General features: G+C 62.1%; 10 protein-coding genes. 6 read left to right on the top strand and 4 right to left on the bottom strand.

Annotated features, from left to right (window positions below; genetic code table 11):
* Window positions 1-124: 124 nt before the first annotated feature.
* The 4 genes from J1C52_RS10215 to J1C52_RS10200 all read right to left on the bottom strand — a co-directional run bounded on the left by J1C52_RS10215 (window position 125) and on the right by J1C52_RS10200 (window position 5,380).
* Window positions 125-1,270 (bottom strand): ABC transporter ATP-binding protein, encoded by a 1,146-nt coding sequence (locus J1C52_RS10215; protein WP_227427843.1) that lies wholly within the window; start codon window positions 1,268-1,270, stop codon window positions 125-127.
* A 54-nt stretch (window positions 1,271-1,324) separates the two neighbouring features.
* Window positions 1,325-2,413 carry a polyamine ABC transporter substrate-binding protein gene (locus J1C52_RS10210; protein WP_227427842.1) on the bottom strand — a complete coding sequence of 363 codons (1,089 nt, stop codon included), beginning with the start codon at window positions 2,411-2,413 and terminating at the stop codon, window positions 1,325-1,327.
* A 218-nt stretch (window positions 2,414-2,631) separates the two neighbouring features.
* Window positions 2,632-3,969, bottom strand: a complete 1,338-nt coding sequence (locus J1C52_RS10205; RefSeq protein ID WP_227427841.1) for a serine hydrolase domain-containing protein — start codon at window positions 3,967-3,969, stop codon at window positions 2,632-2,634.
* Complete coding sequence (locus J1C52_RS10200; RefSeq protein ID WP_227427840.1) at window positions 3,950-5,380, bottom strand: alginate export family protein; 1,431 nt, start codon at window positions 5,378-5,380, stop codon at window positions 3,950-3,952. The genes J1C52_RS10205 and J1C52_RS10200 overlap by 20 nt, the downstream gene beginning before the upstream one ends.
* Before the next feature lie 570 nt (window positions 5,381-5,950).
* Here J1C52_RS10200 and urtA point away from each other — a divergent pair.
* The 6 genes from urtA (at window position 5,951) to urtE (ending at window position 12,371) form a co-directional block, all read left to right on the top strand.
* Window positions 5,951-7,240: an urea ABC transporter substrate-binding protein gene (urtA, locus tag J1C52_RS10195; protein WP_227427839.1), complete on the top strand. Its 1,290-nt coding sequence runs from the start codon at window positions 5,951-5,953 to the stop codon at window positions 7,238-7,240.
* 66 nt (window positions 7,241-7,306) lie between these two features.
* Window positions 7,307-9,271, top strand: coding sequence for an urea ABC transporter permease subunit UrtB (gene urtB, locus J1C52_RS10190; RefSeq protein WP_227427838.1), 1,965 nt, complete (start codon window positions 7,307-7,309; stop codon window positions 9,269-9,271).
* A 4-nt stretch (window positions 9,272-9,275) separates the two neighbouring features.
* Window positions 9,276-9,746: a GNAT family N-acetyltransferase gene (locus tag J1C52_RS10185; RefSeq protein WP_227427837.1), complete on the top strand. Its 471-nt coding sequence runs from the start codon at window positions 9,276-9,278 to the stop codon at window positions 9,744-9,746.
* Between the two features lie 4 nt (window positions 9,747-9,750).
* Window positions 9,751-10,935, top strand: coding sequence for an urea ABC transporter permease subunit UrtC (gene urtC, locus J1C52_RS10180; RefSeq protein ID WP_227427836.1), 1,185 nt, complete (start codon window positions 9,751-9,753; stop codon window positions 10,933-10,935).
* Window positions 10,932-11,672, top strand: a complete 741-nt coding sequence (gene urtD, locus J1C52_RS10175; RefSeq protein WP_227427835.1) for an urea ABC transporter ATP-binding protein UrtD — start codon at window positions 10,932-10,934, stop codon at window positions 11,670-11,672. Before urtC ends, urtD begins: the two co-directional genes overlap by 4 nt.
* Before the next feature lie 3 nt (window positions 11,673-11,675).
* Window positions 11,676-12,371 (top strand): urea ABC transporter ATP-binding subunit UrtE, encoded by a 696-nt coding sequence (gene urtE, locus J1C52_RS10170; protein WP_227427834.1) that lies wholly within the window; start codon window positions 11,676-11,678, stop codon window positions 12,369-12,371.
* Window positions 12,372-12,912: the final 541 nt, after the last annotated feature.

The following is a 12,912-nucleotide window of genomic DNA, read 5'->3' as shown; positions in this document are numbered from 1 at the left end:
GCTGCGTTCTGCGGCAACAACACCGCGCCCGCCGCCGCCAGCAGGACCAGCAGCCCGAACGTGATCTTGAGTGGCAAGGGCAGCGCGAAGCGCCCTGCCCCGGCCCTGTCCAGCGCGCCCGCGCTCATCGCGTCAGCACCCGGACGACGGGGGGCGGGAAGGTGATGCTGATTTCCTCGTCCCACATGATCGGGTCTTCGTCGCGCAGCCGGTTCGATTGCGTGGCAGAGACGATGCGCCCATTCCCCAATTTCAGCCGATAGCTGCTGATATGCCCGCCATAGCCCATATCGCGCACCATCGCGCGGCAGGTGTTGGGCGTGCCCTCGGCGGGTGCTGCGCGTGTCAGCGCAAAGCGTTCGGGGCGGATGGCCAAGGTCACGGTCTGGCCCACGCTCACCCCCTCTGGCGCGGTGGTGGTGACGGGCCCAAGGTCTGCCGTATCGACCACGGCCTGCGCCCCGTTCAGGGAGGCGACCGTGCCCTCGAACAGGTTCACCGAGCCGATGAAATCGGCAACAAAGCGGCTGTTGGGGGATTCGTAAATCTCGCGCGGTTCACCGATCTGGCGGATTTCACCCTCGGTCATGACGCCGATGCGGGTGGCGAGCGTCATCGCCTCTTCCTGGTCATGGGTCACGACAATGAAGGTCACACCCAGCGTTTCCTGAATGCGGATCAGTTCGAACTGGGTTTCCTCGCGCAGTTTCTTGTCCAAGGCACCCAAGGGTTCGTCGAGCAGCAGCACCTTGGGTTGCTTGACCAGCGCGCGCGCAAGCGCGACCCGCTGGCGCTGGCCGCCCGACAATTGATGCGGCTTACGCTTGGCATAGGGTTCCAGCTTGACCAGCTTCAGCATCTGGGCCACGCGATCCATGGCTTCGGGTTTGGATTTGCCTTCGCGCAGCAGCCCGTAGGCTACGTTCTTTTCGACGCTCATATGCGGAAACAGCGCGTAGGACTGGAACATCATGTTGGTGGGGCGACGGTCCGCGGGCACATTGGCCATGTCCTTGCCGTCGATCAGGATCTTGCCCTCGGTGGGGGACTCAAACCCTGCCAACATACGCAAGAGCGTGGTCTTGCCACAACCGGACCCGCCCAACAGGCAAAACACCTCGCCCCGGTAGATGTCGAGCGACACGTCGCTGACGGCGGTGAACGTGCCGAAGCGCTTCGACACGCCCTTGACCGAGATGAAGGGCGTCGCATCGGGGTCGGTCCACGGGCGCAGGTCTGCGGCCACAGCGGGTTGGGCTTGGCTGGACATGGCGTGCCTTTCAGAAATGGCCCCGCCCGGAGTGCCGGGCGGGGCTATTTGCGGTTATTGGCCGGTGCGAACGGTGGTCCACAGACGCGTCATCGTCCGGTCGGTACGCGAATCGGCAGTGACAGAGGTGAAGAGCTTCGCCATCACCTCTTCGGTGGGGAAGATCGCCGGGTCAGAGGTGATTTCTTCGTCCACCAGCGGCCAGGACGGGCGGTTGGCATTCGCATACCAGACATAGTTGGTGATCTCTGCGATCACGTCGGGTTCCATCAGGTAGTTGATGAAACGATGCGCGTTTTCCACGTTCGGCGCGTCTGCCGGGATCACCAGCATGTCGAACCAGACCTGCGCGCCTTCCTGCGGGATGGCATACCAGACATTCACGCCCTGCCCTGCTTCTTCGGCGCGGGCGGCAGCTTGGAACACGTCGCCCGAAAAGCCGACCGCGACACAGGTTTCGCCATTGGCGAGGTCGGAAATATATTGCGACGAGTGGAAATAGCGCACATGCTCGCGCACCGACCCCAGCAGTTCCGCCGCCGCTTCCAGATCGGCGGTTTCGCGCGATTCCGGGTTCAGGCCCAGATAGGCCAGCGCGGGGGGCAGCATCTCGTCGGCGGAATCAAGGAAGCTGATGCCGCAATCGGCCACTTTGGCCGCGGTTTCCGGGTTAAAGACCAGATCCCAGCTATTGACCTCGTAATCCGCGCCCAGACGTTCGGCGATCGCGTCGATATTGTAGCCGATCCCGGTCGTGCCCCACATGTAAATGGTGGAATGCTCGTTGCCCGCATCGAACCGGGCAGAGCGCTCCATCAATGCCGGGTCCATGTTCGACAGGTTCGGCAGCATGTCCTTGTTCAGCGGCTGGTGCACACCTGCCGCGATCTGGCGGGCCATGAAATTGCCCGTGGGAACCACGATGTCGAACCCGGTAGAGCCGGCCAGCAGCCGTGCTTCCAGCGTTTCGTTGCTGTCATAGACATCGACCGTCACGTCGATGCCGGTCTCTGCCTCGAAGCGTTCGATGGCGGCGTCGGTGATGTAATCCGACCAGATGAACAGACGCAGTTCACCTTCGGCCAGCGCGGGTGTCGCCGCCGCAAGGGCTGCAAAAGATACCGCTAGTTTCAGTTTGGTCACGCGAGTTTCTCCCGAATATGTTGGAGCCCCGGCTGGGGCGTGCGACGGGTCTGCGCCCGCCCTCACAGGCCCGAGAATGGCGCGCGCTTGGACAAACGTCTAGAGCCTACGATCTGTCCAGCGCCCGGTGACACGCATTTCTGCGCGTAGAACGGGCATATGCCCTGCCCTGACCAAAGCAGGGTCCACCCGAACGGGATGTTCTTGGCCCCTGCGCGTCAGCGTGACATCAGGTAGTCGGCGACCGCTTGGTAGGCCGGCAGCGATGTCGGGTCTATAAACCCGTTCTGTGCCCGCGGGAAAGAGGCCAAACGCACAAGAACCATCTGTGCCGTCGGGTCGACATAGATCGTCTGCCCATGCACCCCCCGTGCCGCGAATGCGCCGTTGTCATTGTGGAACACCCACCACTGGCTGGTGTAGCTGCCATTCGGAATGGTTGCGAACCCGCCGAATTTCGCCGGATCGCCACCAGCCGCGATCTTGTCCACAACCTGTTGCGGGAACAGGCGCTCGCCGTTGATTGCGCCGCCATTCAGCATAAGCTGGCCCAGTCGCCCCAAGTCTCGCAGGCCCGCGGTGACACCACCACCGGCAAAGGGCACGCCTTTGCCGTCTACGGTCTGATATGCGTCCATTTCCGCGCCCATGGACCGCCAAAGCCGCTCAGAGGCAAGCTCTGTCACCGACTGGCCTGTCACACGGCTGATGATCCAGCCCAGCATGTCGGAATTGATGGTTTTGTAGTGAAATGCGTCGCCGTGATTGCCATCTGGCTGCACCTGCTGAAGGTATTCCCAATAGCCATCCGGACCGTCGTAGTCGGCGGGCTTCGGCAGCGGGCTGGCGGCGCGGGAATACAGCCAGATATCCGCATTCGGGTCAGAGTAATCCTCTGAATACTTCACGCCCGTCGTCATATCCATCACCTGCCGGACCGTGGCGGTCGCGAAGGCGCTGTCCCCGATTTCCGGAATTAGGTCGCGCACGAGGAGTGTGTCGTCCAGCGCGCCCTCGACAACAAGGATCTCTGCCAGCAAGCCGGTGATCGACTTGGTCATCGACATGATCGCGTGTTTGCCATCTTCTTCCAGACAGCCGAAATAGCGCTCATAGACGACCTTCCCTTCATGCAGGATCAGCATACCGTCGGTATAATTGGCGTAGAGCGACTCTTCCCAAGTCATCTCTGTGTCTGAATTCATCGGCAGGAAGGTCAGCGCGTCTATCTGCGCGCGCAGCTCCGCGAATTCAGCGGGGCTTGGATACTCCAGCGGCACTGGCGCGCCCAAACCACGGCTAATTTCTTCCGTCGGCAGGAATTCGCGAAGGTGGCAGACCGACCAGCGCAGTTTCGGAAAACTGAAATAATTGCTGTCCGGCTGGGTAATCAACTTGTCCGCAGGCGGCGGGAAGCCTTGCATCCAGCCCAAAACAGTCGGGTCGGAGTCTTGCGCACTTAGCGGTGCTGTCTGTGCGCCGGCCGCGCCCGCCAGTCCGGTCGCAAGACATGCGCCAAGGGTCAGTGCGGTCAGCCTAGAAATTGAAGACGACATTTACGAATCCTCCCGTCCATGGCCCTGCCTGCCGACCGATGACATTGTCGATACCCGCGCCGGGAAACGAGACAGAGACCCCGGCCGTCAGAAAGGTGTTGCGATTGATGACGCGGCTGTATTCCAGAAACAGGTCATCGGCGAGATGGGCATCCGTGACGCCGGACACCACGTTCCCGTTGATGGTGACACGGGTCGCCTGCCCGAACTGGACCGGGCTGTTTAGCTCGTTGGCCCGGATATGCGCGTAGCGCAATGTCCAGGTGTCCTGTTGTGTGGGCTTTACCCGCAGCGCCAGCGTAACGGCATTCACGTTGGAATTGATGAAGGTCGAGGCCGACTTGGACCCTGTCGCCCAAGCGCTTGGGCTGCCTTGATAGTAAAGCGGATCGAACCGCTCCAGTTGCGGCGTGTTCGGATCGTCGCCCGAAAAGGTCTGGTAGCCAAGCGTCAGATTCGGGGACCATGGCATGTTGGCAAAGCTATAGGCGGCGGTCACGCGCCCGGCCCATGCCCTCAGATCGATCCTGTCATTCCACTGAAACGCGATGTCACCCGTGAAGGTCCAGTTGGCCAGGGCACCGCCCATCGGGCTGGTCTTGGCATAAAGGCCAATGGTCTTGGTGTCTTCGCGCGCGCCGGGCGTGACCGTAGGCGGCCCGACCCCGCCCGGTGCCGCACTGGGATAAGACGAGTTCGACCGCAACACGTCGACATAGGTCGCCCCGAGGAAGCCACCATCGGGATGATCGTAGCGCAGGTCGACCCCAGCCAACTCGTTCTGCCCATCTGTAGACGGCAATTCGTTCGGGTCCAGATAGAACGCCGTGCCGGTCACGTTGCCAAGTGACAGACGCGCAATCGCGGACATCTCCCACGCCTTGCGCGGGCCGAATTTCAGTGCGCCCCGCTCGAAACCGCTGGTCGCGCCATTTGCAATCAGCATTCCGGTTCCCAGCACCAATTCGCGACGCCCCAAGGAAAAGTCATAGGACAGGCCGTTCGCCAACTCTCCCTTCAGGCCTATAAATGCCTCTTCCAAGGTCGAGGCACCGGTATTGCCGGTATCGAACGCATCTGTCCCCAGCGTGTAGGACGACACGGCCGAAAGCTTGCCATAGAGGGTAGACCCGGCATCAAGTTTGTATTCGAAGCTGATACCGGGCTTGATATAGGCCTCCAGCCAATTCGTGTCGGGGTCGAAGCCGCTTGCTGGCGCGGTCGTTGCCGCAAGATCCCAGTAGAGATTGCGCTCTGCAACGGCATTCAGGCCGAATTGAAGATGGCCGCGCAAGGTTGCGCCATCCTGCTGGTAAATCAGCATCGGATCGCGGTCTTGCGCCGCTGCGGGCGCTAAAGTGAAGCAGATCAGCGTCAGGCAGGTGCACACGGAAGAAAGCGCCGAGGGCAAGCGTGTCCCTAGAAAAATTGGCGCAATCACAGCCATCGGCCTCGTCGTTACCAGACAACGCAATAAGGACATGCACCGCATGGAAGCTCCGTTTTGACATGTTGTTGAACTGGCACCTGTGCCTAAGAAAGCCGCTGGACCAACGTGTTGCAAGAAAAATCGGAAATGGAAAAGCGAGGGGGAAACAAAGAGAACCGCGTCCGTCATTCGGCTGTTCCACGAACAAGACTCAGGCCAAAGCCGGATTCGGGGGCTTGACCGCTGCCTGATGCGGCATTGCAGCGCGCGATGCTTCTGCAACTGCAAAGAAATTCATCGCAACGCATCTTTTTTCGCCACCGCCGCGCGATCTGTCCCAGTCGCAGGGGCGCAAGCCAGCGCGCCGCTTGGCAGCTTTGCATAGCTGTCCTCTGCTCAAGGTGCCTTGGCGGGGTTGTTGCCCCCGCATCCGGGCGACCGGGCGACCGGACCAACAGGCCGACAAAAACCTTCTGCCGTGTGTGTCCCAGTGCAATCGAGTGGAAACAGGTCGTACAGACCGCACGGCACGGACATAGGAGCGCTTTATAAATGACACCCAGAACTCTGCTTTCTGCCCTTGCTGCCAGCACTGCCCTTGTTGCCGCACCCGCCCTTGCGCAGGACTGCGCCGAGCCGATCAAGGTCGGCGTGCTGCATTCGCTGTCGGGCAGCATGGCCATTTCCGAAACTACCCTACGCGACGTGATGCTGATGCTGATCGAGCAGCAGAATGCCGCCGGTGGCCTGCTGGGCTGCCAGATCGAAGCCGTGGTTGTCGACCCGGCATCGGATTGGCCGCTTTTCGCGGAACTGACGCGCCAGCTACTGACGGTCGACGAGGTAGATGTGATATTCGGGTCATGGACCTCTGTCAGCCGCAAATCGGCGCTGCCGGTGCTGGAAGAGCTGAACGGGCTGATGTTCTACCCGGTGCAGTATGAAGGCGAGGAATCCTCGCGCAACGTGTTCTACACGGGTGCCGCCCCGAACCAGCAGGCGATCCCTGCGGTGGATTACTTCCTTGAGGAACTTGGCGTCGAAAGCTTCGCGCTTCTGGGCACCGACTATGTCTATCCGCGCACCACGAACGCGATCCTTGAATCCTACCTTCTGTCCAAGGGCATTGCCGCCGAGGACATCTTCGTGAACTACACGCCCTTCGGCCATTCCGACTGGTCGACCATCGTGTCGGACGTGGTGGCGCTGGGTGCGGGCGGCAAGCAGGTGGGCGTGATCTCGACCATCAATGGCGATGCCAATGTGGGCTTCTACACCGAATTGGCCGCGCAAGGCGTCAGCGCCGATGACATCCCGGTCGTTGCCTTCTCGGTCGGGGAAGAAGAGTTGTCGGGTCTGGATACCGGGCCGCTGGCGGGCCATCTGGCCGCGTGGAACTACTTCATGTCCGCCGATACGCCCGAAAACGAAGCCTTCATCGCCGCATGGCATGATTTCATCGGCACGACCGAGCGTGTGACCAACGACCCGATGGAAGCGCATTACATCGGCTTCAACATGTGGGTGAACGCCGTGACCGAAGCCGGCACCACCGATGTGGACGCCGTGCGCGCCGCGATGTGGGGGCAGGAATTTCCCAACCTGACCGGCGGCACCGCCGTGATGAACCCCAATCACCACCTGTCGAAGCCCGTGCTGATCGGCGAAATCCGCGAGGATGGCCAGTTCGACATCATCAGCCAGACCGAGGAAGTGCCGGGCGATGCCTGGACCGACTACCTGCCGGAAAGCTCTGTGCTGACCAGCGATTGGCAAGAGCTGGAATGCGGCATGTATAACACGCAGACCTCGACCTGCGTCCAGCTGACCTCGAACTACTAAGCATGTGCGGGCGCGCGGCAGATGGCTCGCGCGCCCGGTTTCGTCCTGCCTGTGACTGGACCTGAAATGCCCCTTCGCACCCTGATATTCCGCGCGCTGGCCTGTGTGGCGCTGGCCTTTGCCGCCCTGCCCGGCCCGGCCCGCGCCCAAGACGCGCTGCAACCCGCGCTGCAAGCGTTTGCCGAGGAACTGGCCAGCCCATCACGGCGAACCATCGAAAGCGTCGTGACCGCCCTGATCGAGGGCGGGCAGCCCAATATCGGCGAATTCCTGCGCCGCTACAGCGCCCGCGAGGTCGTGCAACGGCCAGAAGACGGGCTGTTCTTTTACGCCGAGGATGCAGGCGACCTTGTCCGCCTGATCGACATCGACAGCGGCGCGACGGTGGCCGAAGTGTCCAGCCGTGACGTGACACAGATTCGCACCAATTCGGGCGTGCAGCGCGTGATTGCCGCGGCCCTCGTGCCGCTGGAGTTGAACGCGCCCGAGCGCGTGCGCCGTGCCGCCGCCCTTGACGCGATCAGCCGCAGCCCCGATGCCAGCCAGATCGCGCCCCTGCAAGACAGCATCGCGCGCGAAGAGGACGCCACGCTCGCCACGCGCAAGGAACGGCTGTTATTGCTTCTGCAAGCGCAGTTCTCCGAGGACCGCGCCGTGCAACTGGCCGCGATCGAGGCGCTTGGCGGCGATATCAGCATCGAAGCGCGGGGCGTGCTGGCGCGCCTGACGGCCACGCAGACCGAAGTCGCGCCCACCCTGCCCGAGGGCGCGAATATCGCCCGCGTGCTAGAGGTCGGCACCGACCTGACCGAGGCCGAGGCTTATGACCAACTGGTCGCCGCCGGTCTGGCCGAACCCGCCCAGACCCCGGCCATGCTGCGCGAGGTTCTGGCGCAGAATATCGTCGATGGCCGCGTGGGCGGTGTGCCCATCGGGCGGCTGAGCGACCCCGCCGCCCGGATAGAGGCCTATGAGGCGCTGGAAGCCGCGGGCACCGTGCCGCCCCGCGCTGCCCCGGATGAAGCCGCGCAGGCCGTGGCCGCGCATGTCTTCTACGAGAGCTACGTTCTGGATGACCCCGAGATCACCGCCGCCGCGCAGGCCGCGCTTGACAGCACTTCTCAGGCGATTGCGGCCTATCAGGTGGCCGATCTGGTGCTGGACGGGCTATCGCTGGCGTCGATCTTCTTCCTGGCCGCCATTGGGCTTGCCATCACCTTCGGGGTGATGGGCGTCATCAACATGGCGCATGGCGAGTTCATCATGATGGGGGCCTATACGGGCTATGTCGTGCAGCTTTTCATCCCCGATTACACGATCAGCCTGCTGGTCGCGCTGCCCTTGGCCTTCCTCGTGACCTTCGGCGCGGGTGTCGCGATGGAGCGCTCTGTTATCCGCCATCTTTACACCCGCCCGCTGGAAACGCTTCTGGCGACCTTCGGCATTTCCATCGCGCTGCAACAATTGGCCAAGAACATCTTCGGCACGCAGGCGCGCCCACTGACCGCGCCCGACTGGCTGGGCGGGGCGATCACCTTCAACGACATTGTGGGTATCAGCACGATTCGCGTGGCGATCTTCGTGCTGGCGCTGATCTTTCTGGGCCTTTTGCTGTATATCCTGAAGCGCACCCGGCTGGGGCTGGAAGTGCGCGCGGTCACGCAAAACCCCGGAATGGCCGCGAGCATGGGCATCAACCCCGACCGCATCAACATGCTGACCTTCGGGCTTGGGTCGGGGATTGCGGGCATCGCGGGTGTGGCCATCGGGCTTTATGCACAGGTCACGTCCGAAATGGGGTCGAATTACATCGTGCAAAGTTTCATGACGGTCGTTGTGGGCGGCGTGGGCAATGTCTGGGGCACGCTTGCGGGCGCGTCGCTCATCGGCTTTCTGCAAAAGGGGATCGAATGGTTCAACCCATCGAATACCTTGGCCGCACAAACCTATATGGTACTGTTCGTGATCTTGTTCATCCAGTTCCGGCCCAAGGGCATTGTCGCTCTCAAAGGCCGCGCGGCGGGAGATTGAAGTCATGACGCTCGACATCCGTATCACCCATCCGAACGTGCCAGAGGTGGCCGCCCTTATCCGCAGCCATGCAGGGTATTGCGAGGCGGTGACGCCCGCCGGATCGTGCCACTATTTCACCGGCGCAAAGCTGGACGATCCGTCTGTCACCCTGTGGGGCGCGTGGCGGGGCGACAGTTTGCTGGGCATTGGTGCGCTGCAACGCCTGAGCGACATGGCGGGAGAGGTGAAATCCATGCACACGCTTGCCACCGCGCGCGGCGCGGGCGTGGGGCGGGCGCTGTTGCAGGCCATCATTGCCAAGGCGCACGAGATCGGGCTGAGCAGTCTTTCGCTGGAAACCGGGTCGAACGCCGCCTTTGCCCCGGCGCGTGCCCTGTATGAGCGCTTCGGTTTCGTCACCTGCCCGCCCTTCGGCAGCTATACCGAAGATGCAAACAGCACCTATTACACCTTGGCTTTGGCAAAGGACTGACACAATGGCGAAAGTCACCCTCGCCCCGCGCAAAGGCTTCCTGTCAGAAAACCCGTCCGTCTTGCGCTTTCTGGGCTTGCTCACCGTCTTCACGCTGATCGTCACGGCGCTTTCCGAAGGGTTCGGCGCGGGCATCGTCTCGACCTCATTTCTGAAGGTGCTGGGCATGACGCTGTGCCTGTGCCTGATCGCGGTCGCGATGGACGTGGTCTGGGGCTATTGCGGCATCCTCAGCCTTGGGCATTTTGCCTTTTTCGGGCTGGGCGGCTACGGCATCGGCATGTGGCTGATGTATGCTCGCACAGAGGGCATCGTCCGCGAATCCCTGGCCAACGCGCCCATCCCGGCCACCGAGGGCGAGGTACGCGACGCCATAGCCACGCAGATTTTCAGCGTGGTGGGCAGCACCGAGTTGCCGTTCATCTGGGGCTTTGCCCACAGCCTGACGCTGCAATTGCTGATGATCGTGCTGGTGCCGGGCCTGCTGGCGCTGGTCTTTGGCTGGCTGGCCTTCCGCTCGCGCGTAACCGGCGTTTACCTGTCGATCCTGACCCAAGCCATGACACTGGCGCTGTCGCTTTACCTGTTCCAGAACGACACGGGGCTGCGCGGCAACAATGGCCTGTCGGGTTTGCAGAACATCCCAGGCCTATTGCACCTGCCGCAATCGACCATTGCGCTGTGGTTCTTCTGGGCCTCTGCCCTGGCACTTGGTTTGGGCTACCTGCTGTTCGCGTGGCTTGTGTCGGGCAAGTTCGGGTCGGTGGTGCGCGCCATCCGCGACAATGAAAGCCGCGTGCGCTTCCTTGGCTACCATGTCGAAAGCTACAAGCTGGTGGTGTTCACCGTGACGGCCATTGTCTCTGCCATCGCGGGGGCGCTCTATTACCCGCAGGCGGGCATCATTAACCCCGCCGAAATCGCGCCGATCACGTCCATCTACCTTGCCGTCTGGGTCGCCATCGGCGGGCGTGGGCGGCTTTACGGCGCGGTCATCGGCGCGGCCACGGTCAGCCTGCTGTCAAGCTGGTTCACCGGCGGCGGCGCGCCGAATATCGACCTTGGGTTTTACGAGATCGTCTGGACCGACTGGTGGCTGGTGCTGCTGGGCCTTGGCTTTGTGGCGGTCACGCTGTTCTTCCCCAAGGGCATTGGCGGCTTGTTCGACTACCTTGTGAGGAAACCATGAGCGCGCTTCTCGAAGTCTCTGGCGTGTCGGTCACGTTCGACGGGTTCCGTGCCATCAACAACCTGTCCATCTCTATCGGAGAGCCGGAGCTGCGCGCGGTCATCGGCCCCAATGGCGCGGGCAAGACAACTTTCATGGATATCGTCACCGGCAAGACCAAGCCCGATGAGGGGCGCGTGCTTTGGGGCGAGACGTCGATGAACCTGCTGGGCATGTCCGAATCCGCGATCGCCCGCGCGGGCATTGGCCGCAAGTTCCAGAAACCCACCGTGTTCGAAGACCAGACTGTGCGCGAAAACTTGGCCATGGCGCTGCGCAACAAGCGGGGGCCGTTCGATGTGCTGTTCTACAAGCCCAACCGCCACGCCCGCGCCCGGATTGCCGAACTGGCCGAGGAAATCGGCCTCTCGGACCATCTGCCGCGCCGCGCGGGCGACCTGAGCCACGGCCAAAAGCAATGGCTGGAAATCGGGATGCTTCTGGCGCAAGACCCGCGCCTCTTGCTGGTCGACGAACCCGCCGCCGGCATGACCCCGGCAGAGCGTGAACATACCACCGAATTGCTGACCCGCGCGGCCCAAACCCGCGCGGTCGTGGTGATCGAGCATGACATGGAATTCATTCGTCGCCTGAACTGCAAGGTGACGGTGCTGCATGAAGGGTCGGTTCTGGCCGAGGGAAGTCTCGACCATGTCACGCAGAACCAACAGGTGATCGATGTCTATCTGGGGCGGTAAACCATGCTGAAAGTCGAGAACCTGACCCTGCATTACGGTGCCAGCCAAATCCTCTACGGTATCGACCTTGTGGCCCGTCCGGGGGCTGTCACGGCGGTCATGGGCACGAATGGCGTAGGCAAGACCAGCCTGCTGAAGGCGCTTGCCGGCCGTCACCCCTATTCGGGCGGCACGATCACGCTGGATGGCCGCCCCCTCGACCATCTGAGCGCCGCGCAGGCCGCGCGCGCGGGCATTGCCTATGTCCCCCAGGGGCGCGAGATATTTCCGCTTCTGACCGTGACCGAGAACCTGCAAACCGGCTTTGCCTGCCTGCCCCGCGACCAGCACCACATCCCCCCGCGCATTTACGACTTGTTCCCCGTGCTACAGCAGATGAGCACGCGCCGCGGGGGCGATCTGTCGGGCGGGCAGCAACAGCAACTGGCCATCGCCCGCGCGCTGATCGCCCGCCCCCGCGTGCTTTTGCTGGACGAGCCGACAGAAGGCATCCAGCCCAATATCATCAAGCAGATCGGCGAGGTCATCAAACTGCTGCGCGACGAAGGCGAGATCGCCATTGTGCTGGTCGAGCAGTTCTTCGATTTCGCCTATGACCTGGCCGATGACTTCGTCGCCATCAACCGGGGCGAAGTGCGCCTGTCCGCGCCCTCATCAGAGGTTACGCGCGACAAACTGCTGGCAGAGGTATCTATCTAAGCGCCCGGCCTAGACAACCTCGCCTGTTGCCTCGCTGCACGGCCAGCCGGACAATTTGCGCCAACCACTAGCTGGACATGGTCGAAAAACAACGTCAGCTTGCAATTGTCGTGAGTTCAAAAGTGGTGCCCGTGGGCGGAATCGAACCACCGACACGAGGATTTTCAATTGGTCTGTTGATCCGCGCACGCTGTCTCAGGATCGCTCAACCCATAACGTAGCCGGTTGAAAACCTTGAGCTTTGCGCTTGGCAGATCGTCTCGACCCGTCTCGCGCCGGAGCATTCAAGCACACCGCTCCTGCTACCCCAGCGATACCCACGGACGCCGAAGACCACACGGGTATCTCGATCCAGCACAGGCCGATCCAAAACCCTGCAAACCTTCTAGGGTTGTCCCTGACGCGGCTCATCCGCCCATCTTATCATGGGCTTATGAAACGCAAACTGAACCGCCCCGGGTTTACCGGAGGGTGATTTGTTCATTTTTCAGGCGACCATATCGAGTGTGTTCAGGTTTGCATAGAACGCCTCCTCTGCTTC

It is taken from the genome of Roseibaca sp. Y0-43 (assembly GCF_020667835.1).
Taxonomy (GTDB): Bacteria; Pseudomonadota; Alphaproteobacteria; order Rhodobacterales; family Rhodobacteraceae; genus Roseinatronobacter.
The sequence above is the reverse complement of the archived record's forward strand: the minus strand, read 5'-3'. Positions and strand labels throughout refer to the sequence as shown.